This is a genomic window from Mesorhizobium sp. WSM4306, assembly GCF_007003975.1.
Taxonomy (GTDB): Bacteria; Pseudomonadota; Alphaproteobacteria; order Rhizobiales; family Rhizobiaceae; genus Mesorhizobium.
On sequence record NZ_VFTC01000021.1, the window covers coordinates 19,978 to 45,095 of the forward strand.

The following is a 25,118-nucleotide window of genomic DNA, read 5'->3' on the forward strand; positions in this document are numbered from 1 at the left end:
AGATCGTGGAGAATGGGCTTTGCATCGGTTGCGGGCTTTGCCGGTCACTGGCCGGCCCGAAAGAAGTCGAGATGGTCATGACGCCGGAAGGGCGTCTTCGGCCGGTCGCTCACAAGGTGCTGAGCCATTCGACCTTGACGCGGATCAACGCCGTCTGTCCGGGAACGCGGATCGCAGGACCACCCCGGGCGCAGACAGATAGCGCGGCGCTGACCGACACAGTGTGGGGGCCTGCCGAGCGGGTCAGCCTTGGCTATGCCGGAGACCCGGCGGTGCGGTTCCAGGCATCGAGCGGCGGCGTGTTGACGGCGCTTGGCCAGTTCCTGCTGACGTCCGGCCGCGTCAACTTCGTCCTGCACGTCTCGGCGTCGCGAACCGCGCCGATGCGCAGCGAGCGGCGCTTGAGCTTCGATGCCGCGTCGGTTCTCGAAAGCGCCGGCTCGCGCTACGGGCCGGTCGCGCCGCTTGAGGATTTCAGCGAGATCCTCGCTCGCGGCGAACCCTTCGCGCTGATCGCCAAGCCTTGCGACGTCACTGCCGTTCGCAATCTGGCTCGGCACGATCCGCGCGTCGATAAATACATGAGCTATGCGCTCGCTTTCGTCTGCGGCGGCGCGTCCGACCTGTCGAAATCCGAGCAGGTGCTGCAGCGCTTCGGTCTGACCGAGGACGAACTCGCGCTGTTCCGCTACCGCGGCTACGGCAATCCCGGCCTCAACCGGATCGAGACCAGAGATGGCCGCGCCTTCCAGCTCAGCTACCGCCAGCTGTGGGAGGACGAGGACAAATGGATGATCCAGCCGCGCTGCAAGATCTGTCCCGACGCCATCGGCCAGGTCGCCGACATCGTCGCGTCCGACGCCTGGCTGAATGGCGGGCCGGCGGTCGATGACGAAGCCCTCAACGGCATCATCGTGCGCACCCCGCGTGGCATGGAGCTGTTCGCCGCGGCCGTCGCAGCCGGCGCATTGGCGATCAAGCGCGAGACCAGCTTTGCCGAACTTGGCGAACTGCAGTCGCATCAGACGCGCAAGCGCCGCGCCGTCTGGGCGCGGCTGAAAGGCATCGAGATTGCCGGCAAGCCGGTGCCTGTCGTGACCGATCTTGCGCTGGAGGATTGCGCTCGGCAGAACACGCCGGCCGACAATCTCTCCGAAGGCCGCGGCGCCCGCGACCGCGCCAAACGCGGGAGGCTGGGCGAACCGCGACCGGTGGCACGCCTGAACGAAACAGCCATGGTCAAGGATGGATGTGCATGAGCGAGCAGACCGATGCGATCGTCATTGGCGGCGGCATGGCTGGCGCCGGCGCTGCTTTCGAGATCAGCCGTACGGCCAAGGTGGTGCTGCTCGAGCGCGAAAACCATTGCGGCTACCACACCACCGGCCGCTCGGCGGCAAGCTTTACCGAAAACTACGGCAACGGCGTCATCCGCCGCATCGTGCTTGCAAGCCGGTCGTTCCTGGCCGAACCGCCGGCCGGCTTTTCCGATTATCCGCTGCTGAGCAAGCGCGGCATGATCACGGTCGCGCGGGAAGATCAACTCGACCTTTTGCGCGAAGATCTGGAGGCGGCTCAAGCGCTGGTTCCGTCCATCGTCGCCATGACGCCCGCCGAGGCGATCCAGCGCGTGCCGGTGCTGCGCGCCGACTATCTCGCCGGTGCCTATATCGAGCCGCATTCGATGGACATCGACGTCAACGGCCTGCACCAGGGTTTTCTGCGCGGCGCTCGTGCACGAGGCGCCAGGATCGTCACCAACGCCGACGTCAAGCTGATCGACCGGCAAGGCGGCCAATGGCGGGTCGAAACCCCTGCGGGAACCTTCCTTGCGCCGCGCATCGTCAATGCCGCCGGCGCCTGGGGCGATGAGATTGCCGTCATGGCCGGCGTCCGCCCCGTCGGCCTGCAGCCGAAGCGCCGCACCGCCTTCAACATCCCCGCACCTGCGGGCGTCGACATATCGGACTGGCCGCTGGTCAACGATGTCGGCGCCGAGTTCTACTTCAAGCCGGATGCCGGGCAACTCTTCGTCTCGCCGGCCGATGCGACGCTGTCGCCGCCGATGGATGCCTATGCCGAGGACATCGACGTCGCCATCGGCGCTGAGCGTCTCGAAAGGGCCACCACCATCGAGGTGCAGCGCGTGTCGCGCTCCTGGGCCGGCCTCCGCACCTTCGTCACCGACGGTTCGCCCGTCGTCGGCCCCGATGACGAAGTGCCGGATTTCGTCTGGCTGGTCGGACAGGGCGGCTACGGCATCAAGACCTCGCCGGCACTGTCGCGCATCTGCGCCAGCCTGATCGCCGGCGGCGGCATGCCGGATGATGTCGCGCGGCAAGGGGTGTCGCTCGACGATCTCACGCCACACCGGCTGCGCGTGTCTCAATCCGCGCGGGTTGCTTCATGAGCGATGCCGGACTGACGGCCGGTGGCGTTCTGGCCGGGCACCTGCTGGAGACGCTGGCGCAAGCCACCACCGATGCGCCGGGCATCACGCGCGTCGCCTACGGACCCGGCGAGCGCTTTGCCCACGCTCTCATGCGCGAGGAAGCGGAAAAGCTCGGCGCCGTCGCGCGCGTCGATGCCGCCGGCAATCTCTATTTGACGCGGAGAGGTCGCGACCCGGCCCTGCCGGCGATCGTCATCGGCTCCCATCTCGACAGCGTGCCGCATGGCGGCAATTTCGACGGCGCCGCCGGCGTCGTGGCCGGGCTTGCAGTGATAGCCGAACTGGTCGGGCAAGGCATCGAATTGCCGCGCGATCTGATCGTTCTGGTCACGCGTGCCGAAGAGGCAGTGTGGTTTCCGCTGTCGTACCCGGGTAGCCAGGCAGCACTCGGACTGCTTGCCCCGGCAGCGCTGGATGCGAAGCGCTCGGACAGTGGCCGCAGCCTGGCCGATCACATGCGCGAGGAGGGTTTCGATCCCGACGCCGTGCGGCGTGGCGTGCCGGGCATCGATGCCTCTCGCATCTCCGCTTTCGTCGAAGTGCACATCGAACAAGGCCCGCGCCTGGTCGCAGCCGGCGTGCCGGTCGGTATTGTCACCGGCATCGCCGGTGGGTTCCGCTATGTAGACGCCAAGTGCCTTGGCGCTTACGCCCATTCCGGGGCCGAGCCGCGCTTTGCCCGGCATGACAGCGTGCTCGGTTTCGCCGACCTGGTCGCCGGCCTCGAGTCGGAATGGGACGCGCTCGAGCGCGAGGGGCACGAGGCGACCATCACCTTCGGCCGCGTGCAGTCCGACCCCTCGCAACATGGCGGCAGCCGCGTGCTCGGCGAGCTCGGTTTCACCCTCGACGTGCGCAGCGCCGATGATGCCGTGTTGGAGCGGATCGAGGCGCGGCTGCACGCGCTCTTAGCCGAGATCGGCGCCAGGCGCGACGTCACGTTCGAGGCCGGGCCGCGCTTCACCTGGGAGCCCGCTACCATGTCGCCGGCGCTGATCGCAAGGTTGGACCGCGCCGCCGCTGATTTGCAGATGCAGGCGCCGCATGTGCCGAGCGGGGCAGGGCACGACGCAGCCACCTTTGCCGGCGCCGATATTCCGACCGCGATGCTCTTCGTGCGCAACGAGAACGGCAGCCACAATCCGCATGAAGCGATGGAGATCGCCGACCTCGATCGGGTGATCCGTCTGCTCCTGCGCTTCGTCACCGATTTCGACAAGGACCAGCCATGAACCGCGCCGCCTTGCTCGTCATCGACCTGCAGAACGAATATCGCCCGGGCGCCGCCTGGCCGGTTGCCGGCTACGACGCCGTGCTCACCAACGCCGCCAGTCTGATCGAAGCCGCCCGCGCCGCCGGCATTCCGGTCATCCATGCGCAGGCCTGGGTGAAGCCGGAAGAGCGCGCCGGCTACGCCAGGCAGGAAGAGATCGTGACCGAGGAATTTCGCTCCGCCGTGGCGGGTAGCGAGGGCGCCGACATCTGCGCCGAAGTCGCGGCGCTGCCTGGCGATATCGTCATCCACAAGCACTGGCCGAGCTCCTTTCGTCGCACCGATCTTTCGCAGCGGCTTGCTGATCTCAAGATCGAAAACCTTGTTGTCACCGGCGTGCTCACCGACAGCTGTGTCACCGAAAGCGTGTTCGACGCGGTCTATCAGGGGTTTCGCGTCTGGCTGGTCAAGGACGCCTGCGGCAGCATGAGCGAGGCCATGCACCGCACCGGCATGCTCGACATGGCCAACCGCCTCTATGGCGGCGGCATCCTGCGCATGGCTGAGGCGCTGAAGGCGCTCGCCGGTCAGAGTTTCGACGGCTGGCGCTGCACAAGGCCGGTCGAGTTCGTCTACACGCTGGAGACGGTCGACAGCCTCTACGAAGCGCTGTGATCCGCGCCGCAGCCGCACGCGCTTCTGACGATCGTCTTTGAGGCAGCGGGCTTGAGCACCACACCCGGCAGTACGCCGGTCGCCTTTCCGTCACTCCACACGGACACGCCGTTGACGAAGACATGCTCGATCCCGGCGGCAGGCTGGCGCGGCTCTTCGAAGGTCGCGGTGTCGATGATCGTCTGCGGATCGAAGATCGTCAGGTCGGCGAAATTGCCGACCGCCAGCGTGCCGCGCTGCGCGATGCCGAATTCAAGCGCCGGAAGCCCGGTCATCCGGAACACCGCCTCTTCCAGGCTGAACAGGCCGACATCCCTGGCATAGTGGCCGAGCACTCGCGGAAATGTCCCCCACAGGCGCGGATGCGGGTGGATGTCGTGCGGCAGGCCATCCGAACCGATCATCGTGCGCGGATGCGCGATGATGGTGCGAACATCCGTCTCGTCTAGCTGGAAATAGACCGCGCCCGCCGGCAGCAGGCGCTCACCAGCCTCGCGCTCGCTGCAATTCCATTCGCGCGCAATGTCGGCGATCTCGCGACGCGCCATTTCGGGGTGCGGCGTGGACCAGGTGATGAGGATCTTCAGCCCGGTGTCGCAGCGCTCCAGCCGCAGCACGGTCGAGCTCGCGGCATAGGGATAGACATCCATGCCGATATCCATCGTTTCGCGCGCCTGGTCTATCCGCTGGAGGGAAGGTCCGCTCTTGCCGAAATTGGCACGGCCCGTGCATTGGTGATGTGAGATGAACAGCTTGCCGCCGGCATGGCCGGCGATGTCGATGGCCTCCTCGATCGCCTCATCCATGGTCTCGAAATAGTTGCGGGTATGGGTGACATAAGGTCCGCCGAGACCCGCCGCCGTAGCCGCCAGCGCCTTCACTTCTTCGGTCGAGGAGTTGACGGCTGGCGGATAGTCGAGCCCGGTGCTGAGCCCGAACGCGCCTTCGGCCATCGCCTCAGCGACCGCCTCCTGCATCGCCGCCGTCTCCGCCTCGTTTGCGGCCCGGTCGGTTACCGGCATGCAGCGCTGGCGCAATGTGGTGTGGCCGACGAGCAAGGCCGCGTTGGTGGCGATGCCGCGCTTCTTCAGTTCAGTGACATAGTCGGCGAAACGGTCGAAACGAAAATTCTCCTGGCCGCCGACCAGCGTGAAGGGCGGCGGCGGTGCACGATCCAGCAGCAAAGGCGCGAGGCTGATGCCGCAATTGCCGGCGATCACCGTCGTCACCCCCTGGCTGATCTTCGGCACCATGCCGTCAGGCGCCAGCAGCGCACCGTCATCATGTGTGTGCACATCGATGAAGCCCGGCGCGACAATCTTGCCGGCGGCGTCGACCTCCTGCTTGCCATGCGCATTGGCCAGGTCGCCGATGGCGGCGATCCTGTCGCCGTCTGTGGCGACGTCAGCCTCGAAGCGATCGGAACCGTCGCCTGAAATCAGCGTCGCATGGCGGATGACGAGATCGTATGGCATTGCTGTCAGCCGTCCGGATTGGCGGCGATCTCCTCGCGGCGGCGCGCGACATAGGCGTCGAGCTCCTCGCGGATCGCGGGATCCATCACTGGCTCCTCGTAATCATGCAGTGCCTGCTGCCAGAGTTCGGTCGCGCGCTCCAGCGCATCCTTGCCGCCCGCTTCCTCCCAGGCGCCATGGTTTTGCCAGTTGGACAGCATCGGCTGGTAGAAGGCGGTGGTGTAGCGCGACATCGTATGTTCGGCGCCGAAGAAGTGGCCGCCGGCCGGCACCGACTTGATTGCCTCGAAACCGAGATCGTCCTCCTGGAACGGCACCGGTCGCAGGAACTCCATCATGTTCTGCAGGATCTCGACATCGAGCACGAGCTTTTCGTAGGACGCCGTCAGGCCGCCTTCGAGCCAGCCCGCCGCGTGATAGATCAAATTGGCGCCGCCGAGCACCGCGCCCCATGTCGCCATCTCGGTCTCATAGGCGGCCTGCAGATCGACGACGTTCGAAGCGTTTGCGTTCGAGGTGCGGTAGGGCAGATTGTAGCGCCGCGCCAACTGCCCGGCGATGATGTTGGCCTTGGCGTTCTCCGGCGTGCCGAAGGCCGGCGCGCCCGACTTCATGTCGACATTGGAGGTGAAGGCGCCGTACATCACTGGCGTGCCTGGATTGACCAGCTGCGTCAGCACCACGCCGAACAGCGCTTCCGCATTCTGCTGGCAAAGGGCTGCCGCCAGTGTCACCGGCGTCATCGCCCCCATCAGCGTGAAGGGTGTGACCGTCACCGGCTGGCCGTGCTCGGCCATCGCGATCAGGCCTTCGGCCATGGCGTCGTCGAACAGGCGCGGCGAGTTGATCGAGATGATCGTCGTCACACCGGGCGACGCCCGCATCTCCTCGACGCTGATGCCGCGCGCGATCGCCATCATGTTGATGCCGTCCATCGCCCGGGCGCGGCCGATCGCCGTGCAGTGGAAGGAGAGATCGCTCAGCGTCAGATTGGCATGATAGGTGTCGAGATGGCGCGCATTGGCCGGCAGTTCCATCGGCGCCACCACCTGGTTGCCGATGATGTGGATGGCGTTGAAGTGATGCGCCAGCCGGATGAAGTTCTGATAGTCCGGCAGATTGCCCTGGCGTCGGCCCTTGATGCGGTCATGCACATTGGGCGGGCCGGCGACCAGGCCGAAGACAAGCGAATTGCCGCCGAGATGCACCTGTTTTTCGGGATTGCGGCTGGTCAGCGTGAAGGAGGACGGAACCGCGCGCAGCGCCTCGCGCACCAGGCTTTCGTCGATCCTGATGGTCTTTTCCTCGCGGTCGACGATCGCGCCAGCCGCGGCGAACAGATCCATCACCTTTTCACTCATCACGCGGATGCCAAGCTCCGACAGGATGCGCATCGAGGTGTCGTGCAGCTGCTGCATCCGATCCCCGTCCAGCAACTGCATCGGCGGATAGGGGTTTTCCACATGCTGCCAGGGCAGCTGCGCGATGCCACCGCCGCTGCGTCCCAGCTTCGATCTGCGGCCCCCGCCGCGCCTGTCCTGCGTCATTTGTTTCGTTCTCCCGGCCTCAGTAGCCGCGCTCCGGATTGACTGTGTTTTCCAGCGTCTGGCCGCTGCGGTAGCGCTTCAGATTGTCGGCAAACATCCGCACCGACTTGATGTCCCAGCCCTCGTAGACCGCCGCGCAATGCGGCGTGATGGCGACATTGTCGTAGCCCCACAAAGGATGCTCCGCCGGCAGCGGCTCGGCTGTGAAGACATCCAGCGCCGCGCCCTTGATCCGCTTGCCGTCGAGGGCTTCGAGCAGCGCTGCTTCCTCGGTCACACCGCCGCGCGAGATATCGATCAGAACGGCGGATGGTTTCATTGCGGCGAAGGCCGCCTTGCCGAGCAGGCCGCGCGTGCTGGTCAGCAGCGGCACGCAACAGACAATGAAGTCGGCGCGACCGAGCAGAGCAAGCAAGGCATCCGGGTTGTGCACCTCGTCGAGGCTGGGCATCGGCTTTGGCCGGGCGCGGATGCCGAGTGTTTCCATGCCCATCGCCTTGGCGCGCCTGGCGATGGCCGTACCGGTCTTGCCGAGGCCGACGACAAGGACCGTCTTGCCTTCGATCGGCTCGACACGGCCACCGCCCCACTGGCGCGCCTGCCGGCGGCGCTCGAAACCGCGCAGGTCGAGCGAGAAGGACAGCATGGCGCCCAGCGCATATTCCGCCAGCATGCCGGCGGCGACGCCGGCCGAATTGGTCACGGTGACGCGTGCCGGATCCCAGCGTCCGAGATGATCGGTTCCCGAGCCGCCCACCGACACCCACTTCACGGTTGGGCTCTCGACAAGCGCCTGGCGCGGAAAGCGTGGCGTGCCGTCGAAGCGGACGGTGTAGACCACCTCGGCGGCCGTCTGCTCGATCAGAGCCGGCAAAGCCGCGTAGGTGTCACAGGCGTGGACGGTGAGATCCGGATGCGTCTCCCCAAGCACCGCCATCGCTGCGGCCGGCCGGTCGGTGTGCAGGATGACGGTGGGGTGAGCCGACATATACGGGCCTCAGCTGCGGCCGATATGATCGGCTGAAGGACCCAGCGCCGTGAGCAGCGCCTTGCCGTGTTCCAGCGTCGCATTCTCATGCGGCGCGCGCAGGTTCAGCCACCGCGTGTCGCCGGAGCGAACCGCCAGCATCGCCTTCATCGCCGGGATCAGGCCGGCATCCTGGATCACCTTGCGGAACGACTTGATTGCCGCATCCGCTTCCGTGACGTCCTTGCCCGCCATCGTCGCGTCGTAGAGCGCGCGGATGGCCGCGGCGTTGAGATTGACCGTCGCCGAGATGCAGCCCGCAGCACCACTGGCGAGGCCCTTGGTGAGCTGCGCTTCAGAGCTCGGGAACACCGCAACATCAGGTGCGGCCGCAATGACCGCCGCCGTGTTGTTCCAGTCGCCGGCGCTGTCCTTGTAGGCGACCACCGTCTCGGGGAACGCAGCGCTCAGCCGGGCGGTCAAGGCAGGGCTGACCGGCACGCCGGAGTTCTGCGGGATGTGGTAGAGGATCATCTTCAGCGCCGGATTGGCCACTCGTTCGATCAGCTCGCTGTAATAGCGCGCCTGGCCGTTGTCGCCGGCAGCGGTGTAGAAGAACGAAGGCAGCACCATCACGCCGGCGCAGCCGAGCCCGACCGCATGCTTGGACAGTTCAATGGTTTCGGGCAGCGCGGTGACACCGGTGCCGGGCATCATGCGGGTGGGCGAGATACCGGCCTGGACCAGCCATTCCAGCGCCTGCATACGCTCACTGAGGGAGAGCGATAGGGCCTCGCCCGTGGTGCCGAACGGCGACAGGAAATGCGCGCCCTGGCTCAGCACCCATTTGGCGTGCGAGATCCAGAGATCGCGGGCGATGCGGCCATCGTTCTCGAACGGGGTCAGGATCGGGGCGATGGTTCCTTGCGGGCGGCTCATGTCGGTCTTTCTATCGATGAGGGACGTTCGTCATCGCAGGCATATACCCAGCCTGCGATCTGCCAGAGGCGGCATGTCAGTCTACCACGCAGGCCGCTGGAGGATCTTGCTGATCACGGGAGGATCGTAGAGCAGAGCGGAGAGCGCGGAAAAGCGGCTGTCGGGATCGGTCAGCGAGAGGATAGCGTCGCGGATCGCCATGGCGCGGCCCTGTCCGAGCACGGGTGTCGCGAACTCCCGATATTTGGCCTCGATCTCCCCTGATGTCAGCGGCGCCTCCGGTCCGCCACGCGCATGGACATCGCCCGAGGTCAGCACCCGTCCGTCGGTCGTGGTGATGGCGACATCGGCCCAGCGGCCTGCCGGGAAGCGAGCGCTGTGGCGCTCCTGCTCCGACACGTTGATACGGGCGAGCATCTCGGCAACGGCGGCATCCTCCAGCCCGGCGCCGGAAATATGCTCCAGCCCGATGCGGCCATGCAGGATGAGGGTCGCAACCGCAAAGCGCAGGCTGTACTGCGCTTTCGACGTCGTGTCGGGCATGCCGTGGAACAGCGTCGCGGCATGGTGGAAACTGTTGACCTGGACATGGCCGATATCGGCCGGCGTCAGGTGGTGTGAGAGCACCAGCCCGCGCGTCGCGTCGATCGCCGCATGAGCCCAGCGGCAGATCGGATACGGTTTCACATATTGGTGCAGTGCCTGCCAGAAGCTGCCGAGATCCTGCCAATGCGCTGCGACTTCGGGCGCCTCGACGGTGATGGCCGGCGCGCCGGTGAAGCCGCGTTCGGCCAGCACCGCCGCCGACAGGCCGGTCAGCGCGCCGATGCCAGAGCCGTCATGCAGCATCGTCGGCGTGGCGATCTCGCGCATCATCTGGCTGCGCGGGCCGTGATACTCGGCAATACCCAGCGCCTCGCGCAACTGCCCGTCGCTCAGCCGGCGCAGGCGCGCCGCCACGGCGGCGACGCCGAGCGCATTCCAGGCCCCTGATGTATGGTAATCCGACACAGTCGCATGCAGCGCGATGCCGGCGCGGCCGGCGACTTCGTAGCCGACGACCAGGGCTGCCAGCGCGTCAGGGCCGCTGAGCTCCGGAAGCTGTTCGGCCAGCGCCGCCAGCGCCGGCACCACCACGACACCGATATGGCCTTTGGTCGGGCTATAGCCGTCATGGCCGTCGAGATTGTCGATCTGCGTCGCCGCGGCGTAAGCCGCCCCCGCCATCGAGGCGCGGCGGCCGTCGAAAAGCATGCGCGCGCAATGCCTGGGGTCGCTCGAATTGTAGAGGAGGGTCGCGGTGTCGCGGGCGATGCGCCCGGCCTCCATCGGCCCTGCGGCAATCGCAATTCCAATCGTGTCGAGCAAGAGGTAGCGGGCCTGTTCCAGCACCGCCTGAGGGAAAACCGATGCCGGCCGGCGCAGCACGAAGTCGGCCAGGCGCACGGCAGTCTCAGAGCTTGCGTCCGGCCCTTCACGGCGATGGGGCGACACAGCCACTTGCTCCACTCCCTCTGTCGTCACGCCATCATTAATTTGGGTTCATCGTGCATTCACGCAATTAGTTCAGCGGCTTTGACCAAAAATATCTATGGCATGTCGCCTCCGTGCAATTGAGCGCCGGCGGCTCCATGGTCTACCTATTCTGGCACAGCGCAGGAGCCGGAGATGAAGCCACCCCCGCCATTGAACTATATCAGGTCGTTCGAAAGCTCGGCCAGGCATCTCAGTTTCACCATGGCCGCCAAGGAGCTTGGCTACACGCAGGCCGCAGTCAGCACGCATGTCCGCTCGCTCGAACATTACATCGGCCGGCAATTGTTCATCCGCTATCCACGCAGCCTAAAGCTGACCGAGATGGGCGAGGCGTTCCTGCCGACACTGCGCCAGGCGCTCGACCAGATCGACCAGGCGACGGAGGCGATCGTGACGTCGTCGCGCAACCGTACCGTGGTCGTCTCCTGTCCGATGAGCCTGGCGGAAAACTGGCTGGCCGGCTGCATGGCCGCCTTCCGCAAGGAGCATCCCGAAATCGAGATCGTGCTGCACGGCACGATCTGGGAGGATCTCAGCGAGCAGATCGCCGACATCACCATTTCAACGAGGCGCTTCGATGATCGCCCGCCCGCCGCTATTCCGCTTTGGAATGACGAGCTGGTGCTGCTATGCGCGCCCGCGCTGCTCGAAGGCGAGCACGCCGTCAAAGCGCCGGAGGATATCCTCAAGGTGGACCGGATCTTCGTGCACGGTCGTCAGGAATACTGGCAGGTCGTTGCCACCGCACTTGGCGTCGACATGCAGGATTTCGACAAGGGCCTGTCGACGAATGCGTCCAACATTGCGCTCGAACTTGCCGCCATGGGCGCCGGCCTCGTCGCTACCCAGCGTTCGCTTGCGCACGCGTATCTGCGGCGCGGACTGCTCGTCGAACCGTTTCCGGTCCGGCCGCCCAGCCCCTGGAATTATTACCTGACCGAGACCCATGTCTCCAAGGGCAACATCGCCCGCACGGTGCGCGAATGGATAGTGGCGAGGGCGCAGGAAGACAGCGCCTGAGGAATAGTCGCCGACATAGGGACGGCCCCACGCGAAAAAATTTGAGACGCCAATGGCATCGTTTTATTAGGTCTTGCGGGCCGGTTTTCAGCGGTTTGTGAGCTCTCAAGCCCTTCCGGGATTTTTGCATCGCCTCTAACATTCCCTGCGTAATGGGGAATGAACGGGCGGAAAGCCCAAACCGGAGAAGCAACAATGGCACTTTTCAGGAGCAACGGTGACCGCGTCCCGGCGGTCATCGAAAGCTACGCAGATGAAGTCAGAAGCGGCAGGATGGACCGCCGCGAGTTCCTCGCCATGGCGAGCGCGATGGGCGCCTCGACGGCGTTCGCCTATGCAATGGCCGGCCTTCCCACGCCGGCCGAAGCTGCAACGATGGAGCCCGGCAAGAAGGGCGGTATCCTGAAGATGCAGATGATCATCAAGGACATGAAGGATCCGCGCACATGGGACTGGTCTGAAATGGCCAATGTGCTGCGCCAGTGCAACGACTACATGATCCGCTACACCCAGGACTTCACCTTCGAGGGCCATCTCATCGAGAGCTGGGAGGTGAGTGACGACGCCACCGAATACACGCTGCATGTGCGCAAGGGCGTGAAGTGGTCGAACGGCGACGAGCTCAACGCCGACGACATCGTCTTCAACATCGAGCGCTGGTGCGACAAGGCAGCTGAGGGCAATTCGATGGCCGGCCGCATGGCCACGCTGATCGATCCTGCCACCAAGAAGGCGATCGCCGGCGCCGTCACCAAGGTCGACGACCACACGGTGAAGCTGAAATGCGGCCAGTCCGACGTCACCATCATCCCGGGCTTCGCCGACTATCCGGCCATCATCGTCCACCGCGACTTCGACAAGAACGGTGCCGACATGACGAAGACGCCCGGCACCGGCCCGTATGAACTGATCTCCTACAAGGTCGGCGACTCGGCCTCGGTCAGGCGTCGCAAGGACTTCACCTGGTTCGGCGGTGAAACCTATCTCGATGGTGTCGACTGGACCGACTACGGTACAGACGCCTCAAACCCCGCCATCGCCAGCGCCTTCGAGGCTGGCGAGATCGACTGCAACTACCAGACCGTCGGCGGCACGGTGGACCTCTATGATGACATGGGTCTGGTCAAGGAATCCGTCGTCACCGCCGGAACGATCGTGCTGCGCACCAACGTCAGCAACAAGCCCTATGACGACAAACGGGTGCGCAACGCCATCCAGCTTGCGGTCGACAACGAGACCGTGCTGAAGCTCGGCTATAGTGGCCTCGGCCAGGTCGCCGAAAACCACCACGTCTGCCCGATCCATCCCGAATATTACGAACTTCCGAAAGTGCCGCGCGATCTCGCCAAGGCCAAGGCGCTGATGACCGAGGCCGGCCAGATGGATCATGAGTTCGAACTCATCTCCTATGACTCGGACTATGTGAAGGACCCGGCCGACGTTGTTGCCGCGCAGATGCGCGAGGCTGGCTTCAAGGTGAAACGGACGATCATTCCGGGAACCTCGTTCTGGAACGACTGGACGAAATATCCGTGGTCGACCACCGAATGGGGCATGCGTCCGCTCGGTGTTCAGGTGCTGGCGCTCGCCTATCGCAGCGGCGAAGCCTGGAACGAGTCGGCCTATGCCAATCCCGAGTTCGACAAGAAGCTCAATGCCGCACTCGCCATTGCCGATACGGCCAAGCGCAAGGAGCTGATGAAGGATGTCGAGTTCATCCTGCAGGATTCCGGCGTTCTGGTTCAGTCATTCTGGCGCTCGCTCTACCGCCATCACGCCACCTATGTGAAAAACCTCAAGATGCATCAGACATTCGAGCTGCAACTGGACAAGGTCTGGCTCGACAAGGCCTGAACTGTCAGGATCCAGGGGGCGGCCTTATCGCCCCTTGGAGTTTCGCCAAGGCGACGAGAGCGAATTCATTTGATCTGGAACAAGACAAGTCGCCGAACACAAAGGGAAGAAATCTCGATATGCGTACCCATGCACAAGCCGTTGTCATCGGCGGCGGCCTGATCGGCTGTTCGATCCTATATCATCTGGCCAAGCATGGCTGGTCCGATGTCGTCCTCTTGGAGCGCGACGAGCTCACCTCCGGCTCGACCTGGCACGCCGCCGCCAACATCCATGGCCTGCATGACTCGACCAACATCAGCCGCCTGCAACATTACACCATGGCGCTCTACAAGGAGCTGGAGACCGAGACCGGCCAGGGCTGCGGCATCTTCCAGCCGGGCTCGCTCTATCTCGCCCAGACCGAGGCGCGCGAGCACCAGCTGCGGCTGCAAGAAGCGAAGGCCCGGCGCTACAAAATGAATTTTTATGAAGTCGCGCGCGACGAGGCGGAGCGGCTCCATCCGCTGGTCGATTTCGACGGCATACGCTGCATCATGTATGAGCCCGAAGGCGGCAATGTCGATCCATCCGGCGTCACTGCCGCCTATGCCGCGGGTGCGCGCCAGCGCGGCGCCGAGATCCATCGCTTCACCCCGGTTGTCGCCACCGAAGCTCAAGCCGACGGCAGCTGGATCGTGCGCACGCCGAAGGGCGAGATTCGCACGCAATGGGTGGTCAATGCCGCCGGCCTGTGGGGCCGCGAGGTCGCCGCCATGGCCGGCCTGCAATTGCCGCTGATCCCGACCGAGCATCAGTACTTCGTCACCGAGACCATCCCCGAAATCGCCGCCATGGGCCGCCGGCTGCCTTCGGTCGCCGACCGCGATGGCGAATATTATCTGCGCCAGGAAGGGCTCGGCCTGCTCATCGGCGCCTATGAGCGCAACATGAAATTCTGGGCCGAGCACGGCACGCCGCTCGACTTCGGCCATGAATTGTTTCCCGACGATCTCGACCGCATCGAGGACAATATGGTGCGCGCCATCGCGCGTGTTCCGGCGGTCGGCAAGGCAGGCGTCAAGCGCGTCATCAACGGCCCGATGATCTGGTCGCCCGACAGCGCCGTGCTGTTCGGCCCGGTCCCGGAACTGCAGAACTATTTCTGCTGCAACGGCATCATTCCCGGCTTCTCGCAATCCGGCGGCATGGGCAAGCTGGCGGCCGAGTGGATGATCGAAGGCGAGCCGTCGCTCGACATGTTCGCCTGGGACTTGGCGCGTTTCGGCCATTGGGCCGGCAAGGCCTTCACCAAGGCCCGCGTGCAGGACCAGTACAGCCACCGTTTCAAGATCCATTTCCCCAATGAGGAGCGCGCCGCCGGACGCCCCGTGCGCACCCGCCCGGCCTATGAGATGCAAAAGCAGATGGGCGCCGTCTTCGGTCTCAATTTCGGCTGGGAGCATCCGCTGTGGTTCGCCGCCGAAGGCGAGCCACGCGAAGAGACGAACGGCTTCACCAGGCAGAACTGGTGGGCCCCGGTCGGTCGCGAAGCGCGCATGCTGCGCGAACATGCGGGCATCATCGACGTTTCGAACTTCGCCAAATACGAGGTCAATGGACCGGGCGCCAAAGCCTGGCTCAACGCGCTGTTCGCCAACCGCATGCCGGCCGAAATCGGCCGCTCCTGCCTGACGCCGCTGATTGGCAAGCGCGGCGGCATCGCCGGCGACTTCACCGTGACGAAGCTTGGCCAGGACGAGTTCATGGTCTTCGGCTCCGGCATGGCCGAGCGCTTCCATCAAAGGTTCTTCAAGGCGGTTCCGTTGCCCGAAGGCACGACCTTCCGCTCATGCACCGAGGAGATGGCAGGCTTCAACGTCGCTGGCCCGAAATCGCGCGAATTGCTGCAGCGGCTGACCAATGCCGATCTGTCGAGCGAGGCCTTTCCGTTCATGCGCTCGAAGCGGATCACGGTTGGCGGCGTCGATGTCGTGGCGCTGCGCGTCTCCTTCACCGGCGATCTCGGCTGGGAGCTTTATTGCCCGGTTGCCGACCAGGTCGCGCTCTACGGCGCGCTGCTCAAGGCAGGGAGCGAGGTCGGCGCCGGACCGGTCGGCTCGCGCGCGCTGATGTCGCTGCGTGTCGAAAAGGGCTACGGCAGCTGGAGCCGCGAATACTCGCCCGAATACTGGCCGCAGGAGGTCAAGTTCGACCGCCTGGTCAAGATGGACAAGGGCGACTTCCTCAACCGCGATGCCTATGCGGCCATCGCCGAAAAGCCGGCGCGCGACCAACTGATCATGCTGTCGATCGCCGCCAAGGATGCCGACGCCACCGGCGGCGAGCCGATCTTCCTGCCGGACGGCACACCGATCGGCCAGGTCTCGTCAGGGGCGTATGGCTATTTCGTCGAGCAGTCGCTCGCACTCGGCTACGTCAAAGCCGGCTCCGCCAAGGCAGGCGACAAAGTGTCGGTGGCGATCCTCGGACGACCGCACGACGCGGTGCTGTTGAGCGAGCCGCCTTTCGACCCCGAAGGCAAACGGCTGCGGGCATAGGGCGTCCAGCGGTCTACAAGCCGCCGGCTCAGCCGCCGAACCGATCCAGCCAATGCTGCGCGAGATCGGAACGGCGGCAGACCCAGATGTCGGGATTGGCTTTGATCTTGTCGAGGAAGCGGGCGAGGCCGATCATGCGGCCGGGCCGTGCGGCGAGCCGGCAGTGCAGCGACACCGTCATCATGCGCGGTGTCATCTGGCCCTCGGCCAATAGCCAGTCCACCCCGTCGCTGACATAGTCGAAGAACTGGCTGCCGGTTTCCAGGCCCGAGCCGCGCGAAAAACGGCTGTCATTGTTGTCGAAGGAGTGCGGCAGGACCAGATGCCGCTTGCCATCGACCTCGACGAAATAGGGCAGGTCGTCATTGTAGTCGTCGCAGTCGAACAGGAAGCCGCCATGCTCCACCACCAGCCGCCTGGTGTTGAGGCTGGGCCGGCCGGTGTACCAGCCGAGCGGGCGGACGCCGGTGAGCTGCTGCACCGTGTCGACGGTCATGGCGATGTGCTTGCGCTCTTCCGCCTCGCTCAGCGGCGCGTAGTCGATCCAGCGCCAGCCATGGCAGACGATGTCGCTGCCGAGCTCGGCGATCGCCTTGCCGGCGGCCGGATTGAGCTCCAGCGCCCGCCCGACCACGTAGAAGGTCGGAACGATCCCCTTGTCCTTGAACAGCGAGGCGAGCCGCCAGACGCCGACGCGCGAGCCATATTCGTAGAGCGATTCCATGTTGCGGTTGCGCAGGCCGGGTACCGCTGGCGATACGGCTAGATCCGACAGGATCGTCTCGGAAACACCGTCGCCCTCGTCGATGCTGTATTCGGCGCCTTCCTCGTAATTGACGACGATGTTGAGCGCCAGCTTGGCGCCGCCGGGCCATGCTGCGGCAGGAGGCTTGTCGCTATAGCCGATGAAGTCACGGACCGGCACATAGGGCATCGCTCAAACCTCCTTGGATTGCATCCAAAATCAGCCGGCGCGCTGGTCGGTCAGGATGCGCAGCGCGCGGTCCATCATATCCTGCGGCCCGACCGTCGCGCGCAGGCAGTCGGTGAGGCCGTAGCCGCCGAGGCCGCGCACGATGATGCCGGCGTCGCGCAAGGCGGCATCGGCAGCCGCGGCTGCGGCCGCATCGGCAAAGCGGATCAGCACGAAATTCGTCCAGCTTTCGGGAACGCCGTAACCGGTCGCTCTCAGATCCTGCGCAAAGCGATCGCGGATCGCGGCGGTGCGCGCCACCGTCTCGCGCATATAGGCCTGGTCCTCAATTGCCGCGACCGCCATAGCGAGGCTTGGCGTGGTGACCTGGTTCGAGTTCTGCAGCTTGCGCACGTCGGCCGCGACTTCAGGCGGAAATAATCCCCAGCCGACGCGCGCGCCGGCCAGCCCATAGGCTTTGGAAAGGCTGCGCAACACGACGGTGTCGCCGCGTGCGACCAGCGCAAAGACAGGTTGAGGATCCTGGTCGTCGAACTCGCCATAGGCCTGGTCGATGACCAGTAGAACGTCGCCGCGCAAGGCGGCGCGCAGGCGCAAAAGTTCGGCATTGCGGATGCGAGTGCTAGTCGGATTGCCGGGATTGCACACGAAGACGATCCGTGTCGCCGGCGTGACGGCGGCGAGGATGCTGTCGACGGAAACGGCGAAGTCGCGCTCCGCCACCTTGACATAGACGGCATTCGCGCGCGCCGTGGCGGAGGCCGCGAAATTATAGGCGTAAGCGGTGGCCAGCACCTCGTCGCCAGGGCCGGCGAATGCCGCGATGGTGCCGCTGATCAGGTCCATCGAGCCGGCGCCGCACAGGATCCGCCCGCGCTCAACGTCATAGGCCTGCGCGATGGCTTCGCGCAGCACCGTCCAGTCCGGATCGGGGTAGAGATGGCTGCGCGCAATCGCGTCCTGGCCGGCGGCGATCGCGTTGGGGCTTGGCGGAAAGGCGCTTTCGTTCTGGGCAAGCGTCGGCCGGTCATAGCCGCCGAAATTCGCCAGCGCGAAGGCCGACATCGCCTCGATATGGGCGGCGGCCTTCAGCGGCATGCCGCAACCCAGGCAATCTTGTTATCGCTCATTTCCCCCGAATTGCCTCCGTCGGACCGGGCTTTCGAGCAAGCTACAAGCCGCCGACCGGTTCACAAGCAAAAACTCGCCGCGCAATGGCTGCGAAATTCTGGCCCTTCTGTCTGCCGCAATCGCATTCGCCGGCGTCGATGGTTGTAAATGGGCCGGCCAGGTCCGAAATATCGGACACAGACCACATCCGGAAACGGCATGCATCCAAGATTGCTCAAGACCTTCCTCGCCGTGGCGCGGAACCGCAACATCACCCGCGCGGCGCGGGAGGTTCATCTGGCGCAGTCGAGCGTCAGCGACCAGATCCAGGCGCTGGAAAGCGAACTCGGCGTCGCGCTGTTTATCCGCTCGCGCCAAGGCCTCCACCTGACGGCCGCCGGCGAAGCGCTGAAACCCTATGCCGAAGAGATTCTGCAACTGGCGGAAGAGGCGCGAATTGCTGTCGAGGCAAGGACGGGAACGACCGCCGCGACGGTGACGGTGGGTGCACTGGAGACGATTGCCGCCGTAAAGCTTCCGCAATGGCTGGCGGCCTTTCGAGGTGATCACCCGGAGATTGGTCTGCGGCTGAAAATAGCCGGCAGCGACGCTCTGCTGCGACAGCTCGAAGAGGGAAACATCGACGTCGCCTTCTGTTTTGACAAAGGCGGTCTCGACGAGCGTCTGGCCCGGCGCACGATATCGGCCGAGCCGCTCGTCCTTGTCGCGTCCGACGAGTATGCCACCGCGTCAGGACAAGGCGATCTGGCCGCGCTCGCCTCGATGCGTTTCGTGGTGACGGAACCCGGATGCGTTTACCGGCATCTGTTCGACACGGCCTTTGCCGAGACGGCCACGCCAAAACTTGCCGCCGAAGTCGGCAGCATCGGCGCCATTGCGAGCCTGGTGGCGACTGGTATCGGCATGGGCCTGGTGCCGCGGCTGGCCGTCGCCGAGGCGCTCGATCGCGGCGAGATTGTCGAGCTGCCCTGGCCGGGTTCGGCCCAAGCAGCCTCCCTGGTCATGATCTGGCGCCGCCGCCGGGTGCAGCCGCCGGCGCTGAAGCTGCTGCTGGCGGCAGCCGGTGAGACGTTCGCGCCGGTCAGATCAGCCGGTGACCGCCCTCGACATGCAGTATCGTCCCTGTCGTAAAGCCGTTGCCCATCAGGAACGCGATGGCGTCGGCGATGTCGTCCGGTTGTCCGACACGCCCGACCGGCAGCCGCTTGGCCATGGCATCAAGTGTCTCGTCCTTCTTGTCGCCGGCAACGAAGTGCCAGATCGGCGTGTCGACCCAACCCGGCGAAACGGCGTTGACGCGGATCGGCGCCAGTTCGACCGCCAGCGCCCGCACCAGCCCTTCCAGCGCCGCATTGACGGCGGCGACAACCGAGCCGCGCGCCGCTGGCCGGTAGGCGGCGATTCCCGAGGTGAAGGTGATGGAGCCGTTGGCCGAAAGCTTCGGCGCGCCATGTTTGGCAAGCAGCAACGGCCCGTAGAATTTGCTTTCCACCACCCTCTGCGCGGCCTTGACGTCGACTGAAGGCAACAACTCGTAGGCGCCTTCAATATCGGCGGCGGTGCTGACGATGTGGTCGAGTCGGCCGATCCGGTCGAACAGGTCGGCGACCTGATGTTCTTCGGCGATATCAGCCGCGATGGCGCTCAAACCGGCAGGGTTCCGCAGCACCTCGCTGGCGCGCTTCAGCTTTGCTTCGTTGCGTCCGACGATGATGATTTCGGCGCCTGAGTCCAGGCAGCGCCTTGCCAGCGCCAGCCCCATTCCGGAACTGCCGCCGACGATGACGATCTTTGATTTAGCGTTGTTCTTGTCTGCCATATCCGTTCCGATCCTAACCGTTTCGGGCGAGATTTCGCAGACCGGCGGCAGGAGCGGAAACGGAAGAAAACGATAGTGCCATCGGAAGCTCCGATGGCACTTGTTCGTCAGCAGACGATCAGTAGCCGACCGTGAAGCGCTGGCGGATATGCGCCGGCTCTTCGATTTCGTCGGTCATGACGATGGCATAGTCCTCGAAGGAAATGCTGCTGCCCTTGTCGGACGTCAGCAGCGTGTCCTTGCCGATGCGGTATTTGCCGGTCCGCTCGCCGGCGAGGAACAGCGCCGACGGCGACAGCAAGGTCCAGTCGAGATCATCGATGGTCCGCAGCGTGTCGAGGAAGTCGGCGCCCTTCTGCGCCTCCGCCTTGTAGATCGCAGGGAAAGTCGGTGTATCGACCAGGCGCTTGCCCGGCGCGACGTCGAGGCTGCCGGCGCCGCCGACGACGAGGTAGCGCTTGACGCCAGAGGCGCGTACCGCTGCGATCAGCGTGTCCGGATCGCTGTCGAGGAAATGCACAGAGGAGACCACCACGTCATGACCCTTGATCAGGGCGGCAAGGCCGTCTCTGTCGAAGACGTCGCCCTTCCTGGCGGTCACGCCCGGCAGGGCCGCGATCTTGTCCGGATTGCGGGCGACGGCGGTGATCGTGTGGCCGCGGTCGGAGAGCTCTTTCAGCAGACGCGAACCAACCTGGCCGGACGCGCCGATGAGTGCGATTTTCATGGGTTTTCCTTTCATCTGGGGAGGGTATTTCTTGTCGGATCACGCCGCCTCGATGTGGGCGACGAGATTGTCGTAGCTGCCGAACAGCGCGTTGGCGCCGACCAGGCGTGGCGTCGCCTTGCCGATCACCACGAGCGCCGGAACGCCATTGGCGTGGAGCCGCTGGAACAGCGAGCGGCCGCGGCCGACGAGGTCGCGATGTGCTGTCATCAGCGCATCGGTCGGCGTCTTCAGCAGCGCGGCTGCGTCCGCCATTCCGGCGTCGGTCAGCACCGCGGCGACGCCTTCGACCGTGACGATATCGCGGCCATCGACATAGCGGGCGTGCTGTATCGCCTTCAAGGCGGGCAGCCGGCGGTCTTGCTGGTCGAGGCCGGCCGCAACGATGCCAAGCGTCGCGGCGCTGGAATCGAGCAAGGTGCCGCTCATATTCAGCACCTTGTCGAGATAGGCTTGCGTGAAGCGCTGCCCGCTCAGCCGCGCGATGCGCTGGTCGTTGTCCCAGGCATAAGCGGCAAAGTCGGTATCCAGCGGCCGCGCACCGCCACCGGAAAACAGGCCGGCCGGCACAAGCTCAAGCGCGATGCCGCTGTTGGCCAGTCTGTCCAGCATCGGCGTGGCGCCGTAGCACCAGCCACAGAGCGGGTCGAAAAGATAGGTCACGGTTGCGTCGGTCATGTGTGCCTCATTTCATTGGGAAATAGATCGCAGGTCGCCTGCTTGCGAAAAATAGCGATCAATCATACAAACTGTCTGATCAGATCGGACAATGAGTGAGCTGTGACCGAGCTTCTGAACCTCAACCGGCTCGTCTACTTCACCACCGTGGTCGAGACCGGCTCCTTCACAGCCGCCGCCGACCGGCTCGATGTCGCCAAGGCAGTGGTCAGTCATCAGGTCGGCAGGCTGGAACAGGAACTGGCCGCGACGCTGCTCCGCCGCACGACAAGGCGCGTGACGCTGACGGAGGAAGGGCGCCTGTTCTACGATCGGGCGGCCATCATCCTGCGCGAGGCCGAAGCCGCCTATGGCGACATCTCGCAGAGCGCCATGAAGCCAACCGGGATGCTGCGGCTGACAGCGCCGCTCGACTACGGCGAGAAGGTGGTGGCGCCAACAATCGCCGCCTATCTCAAGAAATATCCGAAGATGCGGGTCGAAACGATCTTCGACGATGCCGTCAGCAATCTGGTCGACGAGCAGATCGACCTTGGCATCCGCGTCGGCTGGCTGGCCGATTCCAGCAATCTGGCGCGGCGTCTGGGCAGCCTGCAGCAATTCGTCGTCGCCAGCCCGGAGCTTGCCGCCAGGCTGCCGGAGGATGCCAGCCCCAGGCAGGCGAAGTTGCTGCCCTGGGTCGGCAACGCCCAGCTGCGCGGCGTCGGTCAATGGCTGTTTTCGAAGGAACCGGAAACGGTGCTGGCCGAACTCAATCCGGTCGTCAGCTGCGACAAGACGCCGGGCGTGCTGTCCTGCGTGCTCGCTGGCATCGGCCTCGGCATCTTCCCGGATTACAGCGTCGCCGACGATCTCGCCCGGGGGCGGCTGGTGCGGATGTTCGCGGACTGGACCTTGCCGTCCGGCGGCATCCATGCCGTCTTTCCGCCGGCGCGCTTCAGGCCAGCCAAGGTGCGCGCCTTCGTCGACCTGCTCGTTGCTGCCGAAAGGCGGCGGGCGCGGAATGCTGTTGCGGGCTGATTTTCACGCCAGCCGGCAATGCCGCGAGGGAACCTTTGTTCGACCGGCGCTTTTGGATATGCTGCGATTCCGAACCGTCAGAAGGGTGTTGCCGATGACCACCAAGATCCTTGCGACCTGCGCGCTCGTCCTCGCGGTGGGCTGCAGCCTGTCCAGCGCGGCCATCGCCAAGGACAAGCATCGTCATCGGCAGCACCCGGAACCCGAACGCTATGTTCCCGCAGATCGCGACCTCCTCTACATGCTGTTCGGCGGCCCGCGCTACTATGACAAGATGCTGGTCACCACGGCCGCCGGCGCCTGCTCCTATAACCGGATCGGGCCGGACGCGAATGCGATGAACAAGGTCAACGATCACTGGTGCGGGAAATAGGCTGGCAGGGATTTCGATGACTTTCGCCGATCAGAAATGGTCTCCGTCCGAAAAGAAAGTTGCTCGCAATGCCTACGACGCGGCGCTGAAGGTGGCGCTCGACAAGACGATGGCCGACCTCAAAAGCAAGGCTCACGCTGCTGCGACGCCTTCCGAGATGTGGGACGTTGAAGATTTCCTCCGGCAGCAGAGACGGAAGATCGACCAGCTGTTCGACTATCGCTATTCGCAGCTTATAGAGGTCTTCGCCGGTCTCATCCGGCAAGGATATCTGGACGAGAATCTCCTTGTTGGGTTGTCGGAAGACAAGCGGCAGATGGTCTGGAAATATGCCAGCTGGAATGGGCGGTGAATAGGAGGCGAAGTGTCATCCGCGCCGGCGCATCAGGAAGAGAAAATACGGACCGCTGACCAGCGTCGGTAACAGGCCGGTGCCGTAGGATTTGCGCGCGCCGCGCAGTTTGAGGTCAGCCATGGCTTGCCTCCTTGGCATCGGCGGCCGCGCCGCTGTCGTCCTGCGCCATCGCCAGTGGCAAACCCGGTTCGCCTTCCCACAGGATCAGGCTGGCGGCGCCGATCAGCCCGGCACGGTCGCCGAGTTCGGCGCGCACGATCGGCACGTCGCGGTAGGCCGGCATCGCCCGTTGCTGGACGACCGCCGCGATCGACGGCGCCAACAGGTCGAAGCCGTTGGACAAGCCGCCGCCCATCACGATCAGATCGGGCGAATAGAGATGCAAGAGATTGGTGAAGCCTATGCCCAGCCATTTGGCTTCCGCCTCGATCAGCTCGAGAGCGTCGGCGTCGCCGGCCTGGGCTGCCTCGACAACATGCCTGGCCGAGACGTCGCCGTCGGCGGAAAGCCGCCGCAGCAATGAACCGTCGCCCGGCGCGGTCATCCGCGTGGCGTGGCGTCCGAGCGCGGTTCCCGAAGCAACGGCCTCGAAGCAGCCGATGGCGCCGCAAAAGCAGCGGTCGCCTTCGCCGGTGATGGTCATGTGGCCGATCTCGGCCGCCAACCCGCGCCTGCCGTGATAGATGTGGCCGTCGGCGACGACGCCGCCGCCAATGCCGGTCGACACGGTGACGAACACCAGCGATCCGCTGCCGCGTCCGGCGCCGAAGCGCCATTCGCCGAGCGCTGCCGCATTGGCGTCGTTCTCCAGCCGCACCGGCAGGCCGAAATGCTGCCCCAGAATGTCGATCAGCGGTACGTCGTGCCAGCCGGCCAGCGTCGGCGGCGCAATCACGATCCCCGCCTTGGGGTCGAGCGGCCCAGGCGCGCCAACGCCGATGCCGGCAATTTTAGCTTGCGGACTTTGCGCCATGAGATCGCCGGCGAGCGCAATGATCTGGCCGATCACCGCTTCCGATCCTGCACCGGCAAGCGTCGGCGCCGAGGCATGCGCGACGATACGGCCGTCGCTTTCGACCACGGCGCCGCGCAGCGCCGTGCCGCCGAGATCGAAGGCGAGTGCAAGCTTGCTCATCAGGCGGCGATCTCCAGCCCGTGCAGCCAGGCCATACGTTGGGCAAGGTCGGGATCGCCGAAGGCGAGCGAGCCCAGCACCACGGTCTCCGCGCCGGCGGCGCGCAGCAGCGGCACCGTGTCGTGGCGGATGCCACCATCGGCGGCGAGCACGATCTCAGCCTCGCGGCCGGCTTTGCGCATTAGCGCGCGCGCCTCGACCAGGCGGGGGCAGGCTTGTACCGACAGGCTCTGGCCCTTGACGCCGATTGAGGTGCCGAGCAGCGTCACGAACGCCACCTCCGGCAGGAACGGCGTGACAGCCGCCACTGGCGTTTCCAGCCGCAGCACGACACCGGCTTCGGCGCCGAGTTCATGCGCCAGCCTCACGGCGCGCAGACCGGCTTCGCCATTTTCGGCATGCACGCTGATCAGGTCGGCGCCGGCCTCGATGAACTGCCGCGTCTGTGTCTCGACGATCTCGGCCTCGACCATCAGATGCACGTGGATAGGCTTCGCCGTCAGCTTTGCGATGCGCGCCACCAGGTCCGGGAAGAACAGGAAGCCCGGGGTGAAGCGGGCGTCGGCGACATCGATATGGTGCATGTCGGCATGGGCTTCGATGCGCTTGAGGTCGCGCTCCATATTTGCGAGGTCGGCCGACCACAGCGAAAACTCACCGATCAGACGGTTGCGCGGCAGAGCGGCGATTGCGGCGGGGCCGGACAGGGACTTGCTCGTTGTCATCGT

At 65.1% G+C, this 25,118-nt stretch carries 23 protein-coding genes; 11 read left to right on the forward strand and 12 right to left on the reverse strand.

Annotation, left to right across the window (positions count from 1 at the left end; all coding sequences use genetic code 11):
* The first annotated feature begins 71 nt into the window (after positions 1-71).
* From FJV77_RS22320 to FJV77_RS22335, 4 genes are read left to right on the forward strand one after another with little or no spacing between them, the layout of a single operon-like run.
* Positions 72-1,259, forward strand: coding sequence for a Coenzyme F420 hydrogenase/dehydrogenase, beta subunit C-terminal domain (locus tag FJV77_RS22320; protein WP_246691341.1), 1,188 nt, complete (start codon positions 72-74; stop codon positions 1,257-1,259).
* The gene (locus FJV77_RS22325) at positions 1,256-2,410 is read left to right on the forward strand and encodes an FAD-binding oxidoreductase (protein WP_246691342.1); all 1,155 of its coding nucleotides are present in this window, start codon (positions 1,256-1,258) and stop codon (positions 2,408-2,410) included. The genes FJV77_RS22320 and FJV77_RS22325 overlap by 4 nt, the downstream gene beginning before the upstream one ends.
* Entirely contained in the window at positions 2,407-3,684 is a 1,278-nt protein-coding gene (locus FJV77_RS22330; protein ID WP_142868780.1) for a Zn-dependent hydrolase, read from the forward strand. The genes FJV77_RS22325 and FJV77_RS22330 overlap by 4 nt, the downstream gene beginning before the upstream one ends.
* On the forward strand, positions 3,681-4,340 hold the full coding sequence (locus FJV77_RS22335) for an isochorismatase family cysteine hydrolase (protein WP_142868781.1): 660 nt from the start codon (positions 3,681-3,683) through the stop codon (positions 4,338-4,340). The genes FJV77_RS22330 and FJV77_RS22335 overlap by 4 nt, the downstream gene beginning before the upstream one ends.
* On the opposite strand, the gene FJV77_RS22340 is transcribed toward FJV77_RS22335, so the two are convergent.
* The 5 genes from FJV77_RS22340 to FJV77_RS22360 form a co-directional block, all read right to left on the reverse strand.
* Entirely contained in the window at positions 4,325-5,815 is a 1,491-nt protein-coding gene (locus FJV77_RS22340) for a D-aminoacylase (protein WP_142868782.1), read from the reverse strand. The two genes, FJV77_RS22335 and FJV77_RS22340, sit on opposite strands and share 16 nt — an antisense overlap.
* A gap of 5 nt (positions 5,816-5,820) precedes the next feature.
* Entirely contained in the window at positions 5,821-7,362 is a 1,542-nt protein-coding gene (locus FJV77_RS22345) for a trimethylamine methyltransferase family protein (protein WP_142868783.1), read from the reverse strand.
* Positions 7,363-7,381: 19 nt separating this feature from the next.
* Positions 7,382-8,350 (reverse strand): D-2-hydroxyacid dehydrogenase, encoded by a 969-nt coding sequence (locus tag FJV77_RS22350; protein ID WP_142868784.1) that lies wholly within the window; start codon positions 8,348-8,350, stop codon positions 7,382-7,384.
* A gap of 9 nt (positions 8,351-8,359) precedes the next feature.
* A complete protein-coding gene (locus tag FJV77_RS22355) occupies positions 8,360-9,268 on the reverse strand; it encodes a dihydrodipicolinate synthase family protein (protein ID WP_142868785.1) in 909 nt (302 codons plus the stop codon).
* Between the two features lie 81 nt (positions 9,269-9,349).
* Positions 9,350-10,768 carry an MmgE/PrpD family protein gene (locus FJV77_RS22360; protein ID WP_246691343.1) on the reverse strand — a complete coding sequence of 473 codons (1,419 nt, stop codon included), beginning with the start codon at positions 10,766-10,768 and terminating at the stop codon, positions 9,350-9,352.
* Positions 10,769-10,936: 168 nt separating this feature from the next.
* Here FJV77_RS22360 and FJV77_RS22365 point away from each other — a divergent pair, with 168 nt between their 5' ends.
* From FJV77_RS22365 to FJV77_RS22375, 3 genes are all read left to right on the forward strand, one after another.
* Positions 10,937-11,824: a LysR substrate-binding domain-containing protein gene (locus tag FJV77_RS22365; protein ID WP_142868786.1), complete on the forward strand. Its 888-nt coding sequence runs from the start codon at positions 10,937-10,939 to the stop codon at positions 11,822-11,824.
* Positions 11,825-12,019: 195 nt separating this feature from the next.
* Positions 12,020-13,678, forward strand: a complete 1,659-nt coding sequence (locus tag FJV77_RS22370; RefSeq protein ID WP_142868787.1) for an ABC transporter substrate-binding protein — start codon at positions 12,020-12,022, stop codon at positions 13,676-13,678.
* A 119-nt stretch (positions 13,679-13,797) separates the two neighbouring features.
* Complete coding sequence (locus FJV77_RS22375; protein ID WP_142868788.1) at positions 13,798-16,218, forward strand: FAD-dependent oxidoreductase; 2,421 nt, start codon at positions 13,798-13,800, stop codon at positions 16,216-16,218.
* Between the two features lie 28 nt (positions 16,219-16,246).
* Here FJV77_RS22375 and FJV77_RS22380 read toward each other — a convergent pair whose 3' ends face one another.
* Together FJV77_RS22380 and FJV77_RS22385 are read right to left on the reverse strand one after the other, a co-directional pair.
* On the reverse strand, positions 16,247-17,152 hold the full coding sequence (locus FJV77_RS22380) for an allantoinase PuuE (protein WP_142868789.1): 906 nt from the start codon (positions 17,150-17,152) through the stop codon (positions 16,247-16,249).
* 30 nt (positions 17,153-17,182) lie between these two features.
* Positions 17,183-18,250: a histidinol-phosphate transaminase gene (locus FJV77_RS22385; RefSeq protein ID WP_246691344.1), complete on the reverse strand. Its 1,068-nt coding sequence runs from the start codon at positions 18,248-18,250 to the stop codon at positions 17,183-17,185.
* A 231-nt stretch (positions 18,251-18,481) separates the two neighbouring features.
* Here FJV77_RS22385 and FJV77_RS22390 point away from each other — a divergent pair, with 231 nt between their 5' ends.
* Complete coding sequence (locus FJV77_RS22390; RefSeq protein WP_142868790.1) at positions 18,482-19,414, forward strand: LysR family transcriptional regulator; 933 nt, start codon at positions 18,482-18,484, stop codon at positions 19,412-19,414.
* Here FJV77_RS22390 and FJV77_RS22395 read toward each other — a convergent pair.
* The 3 genes from FJV77_RS22395 to FJV77_RS22405 all read right to left on the reverse strand — a co-directional run bounded on the left by FJV77_RS22395 (position 19,365) and on the right by FJV77_RS22405 (position 21,507).
* Positions 19,365-20,102: an SDR family oxidoreductase gene (locus FJV77_RS22395; RefSeq protein WP_142868791.1), complete on the reverse strand. Its 738-nt coding sequence runs from the start codon at positions 20,100-20,102 to the stop codon at positions 19,365-19,367. The genes FJV77_RS22390 and FJV77_RS22395 overlap by 50 nt on opposite strands.
* 118 nt (positions 20,103-20,220) lie before the next feature.
* The gene (locus tag FJV77_RS22400; protein WP_142868792.1) at positions 20,221-20,829 is read right to left on the reverse strand and encodes an NAD(P)-dependent oxidoreductase; all 609 of its coding nucleotides are present in this window, start codon (positions 20,827-20,829) and stop codon (positions 20,221-20,223) included.
* A 39-nt stretch (positions 20,830-20,868) separates the two neighbouring features.
* The gene (locus FJV77_RS22405) at positions 20,869-21,507 is read right to left on the reverse strand and encodes a DsbA family protein (protein WP_142868793.1); all 639 of its coding nucleotides are present in this window, start codon (positions 21,505-21,507) and stop codon (positions 20,869-20,871) included.
* Positions 21,508-21,609: 102 nt separating this feature from the next.
* Here FJV77_RS22405 and FJV77_RS22410 point away from each other — a divergent pair, with 102 nt between their 5' ends.
* From FJV77_RS22410 to FJV77_RS22420, 3 genes are all read left to right on the forward strand, one after another.
* On the forward strand, positions 21,610-22,527 hold the full coding sequence (locus FJV77_RS22410; RefSeq protein ID WP_142868794.1) for a LysR family transcriptional regulator: 918 nt from the start codon (positions 21,610-21,612) through the stop codon (positions 22,525-22,527).
* A 94-nt stretch (positions 22,528-22,621) separates the two neighbouring features.
* Positions 22,622-22,900: a hypothetical protein gene (locus FJV77_RS22415; RefSeq protein ID WP_142868795.1), complete on the forward strand. Its 279-nt coding sequence runs from the start codon at positions 22,622-22,624 to the stop codon at positions 22,898-22,900.
* A gap of 16 nt (positions 22,901-22,916) precedes the next feature.
* On the forward strand, positions 22,917-23,252 hold the full coding sequence (locus FJV77_RS22420) for a hypothetical protein (protein ID WP_142868796.1): 336 nt from the start codon (positions 22,917-22,919) through the stop codon (positions 23,250-23,252).
* A gap of 115 nt (positions 23,253-23,367) precedes the next feature.
* Here FJV77_RS22420 and FJV77_RS22425 read toward each other — a convergent pair whose 3' ends face one another.
* Together FJV77_RS22425 and FJV77_RS22430 are read right to left on the reverse strand one after the other, a co-directional pair.
* A complete protein-coding gene (locus tag FJV77_RS22425) occupies positions 23,368-24,390 on the reverse strand; it encodes an ROK family protein (protein WP_142868797.1) in 1,023 nt (340 codons plus the stop codon).
* A complete protein-coding gene (locus FJV77_RS22430; protein ID WP_142868798.1) occupies positions 24,390-25,115 on the reverse strand; it encodes a ribulose-phosphate 3-epimerase in 726 nt (241 codons plus the stop codon). The genes FJV77_RS22425 and FJV77_RS22430 overlap by 1 nt, the downstream gene beginning before the upstream one ends.
* Between the last annotated feature and the right edge of the window lie 3 nt (positions 25,116-25,118).

Bases quoted from the DNA above. Each gene is read 5' to 3' on its own strand.
- FJV77_RS22320 (WP_246691341.1), top strand. From the start codon at position 72: ATGGTCATGACGCCGGAAGGGCGTCTTCGGCCGGTCGCTCACAAGGTG.
- FJV77_RS22325 (WP_246691342.1), top strand. From the start codon at position 1,256: ATGAGCGAGCAGACCGATGCGATCGTCATTGGCGGCGGCATGGCTGGC.
- FJV77_RS22330 (WP_142868780.1), top strand. From the start codon at position 2,407: ATGAGCGATGCCGGACTGACGGCCGGTGGCGTTCTGGCCGGGCACCTG.
- FJV77_RS22335 (WP_142868781.1), top strand. From the start codon at position 3,681: ATGAACCGCGCCGCCTTGCTCGTCATCGACCTGCAGAACGAATATCGC.
- FJV77_RS22340 (WP_142868782.1), bottom strand. From the start codon at position 5,815: ATGCCATACGATCTCGTCATCCGCCATGCGACGCTGATTTCAGGCGAC.
- FJV77_RS22345 (WP_142868783.1), bottom strand. From the start codon at position 7,362: ATGACGCAGGACAGGCGCGGCGGGGGCCGCAGATCGAAGCTGGGACGC.
- FJV77_RS22350 (WP_142868784.1), bottom strand. From the start codon at position 8,350: ATGTCGGCTCACCCCACCGTCATCCTGCACACCGACCGGCCGGCCGCA.
- FJV77_RS22355 (WP_142868785.1), bottom strand. From the start codon at position 9,268: ATGAGCCGCCCGCAAGGAACCATCGCCCCGATCCTGACCCCGTTCGAG.
- FJV77_RS22365 (WP_142868786.1), top strand. From the start codon at position 10,937: ATGAAGCCACCCCCGCCATTGAACTATATCAGGTCGTTCGAAAGCTCG.
- FJV77_RS22370 (WP_142868787.1), top strand. From the start codon at position 12,020: ATGGCACTTTTCAGGAGCAACGGTGACCGCGTCCCGGCGGTCATCGAA.
- FJV77_RS22375 (WP_142868788.1), top strand. From the start codon at position 13,798: ATGCGTACCCATGCACAAGCCGTTGTCATCGGCGGCGGCCTGATCGGC.
- FJV77_RS22380 (WP_142868789.1), bottom strand. From the start codon at position 17,152: ATGCCCTATGTGCCGGTCCGTGACTTCATCGGCTATAGCGACAAGCCT.
- FJV77_RS22385 (WP_246691344.1), bottom strand. From the start codon at position 18,250: ATGCCGCTGAAGGCCGCCGCCCATATCGAGGCGATGTCGGCCTTCGCG.
- FJV77_RS22390 (WP_142868790.1), top strand. From the start codon at position 18,482: ATGCATCCAAGATTGCTCAAGACCTTCCTCGCCGTGGCGCGGAACCGC.
- FJV77_RS22395 (WP_142868791.1), bottom strand. From the start codon at position 20,102: ATGGCAGACAAGAACAACGCTAAATCAAAGATCGTCATCGTCGGCGGC.
- FJV77_RS22400 (WP_142868792.1), bottom strand. From the start codon at position 20,829: ATGAAAATCGCACTCATCGGCGCGTCCGGCCAGGTTGGTTCGCGTCTG.
- FJV77_RS22405 (WP_142868793.1), bottom strand. From the start codon at position 21,507: ATGACCGACGCAACCGTGACCTATCTTTTCGACCCGCTCTGTGGCTGG.
- FJV77_RS22415 (WP_142868795.1), top strand. From the start codon at position 22,622: ATGACCACCAAGATCCTTGCGACCTGCGCGCTCGTCCTCGCGGTGGGC.
- FJV77_RS22420 (WP_142868796.1), top strand. From the start codon at position 22,917: ATGACTTTCGCCGATCAGAAATGGTCTCCGTCCGAAAAGAAAGTTGCT.
- FJV77_RS22425 (WP_142868797.1), bottom strand. From the start codon at position 24,390: ATGAGCAAGCTTGCACTCGCCTTCGATCTCGGCGGCACGGCGCTGCGC.
- FJV77_RS22430 (WP_142868798.1), bottom strand. From the start codon at position 25,115: ATGACAACGAGCAAGTCCCTGTCCGGCCCCGCCGCAATCGCCGCTCTG.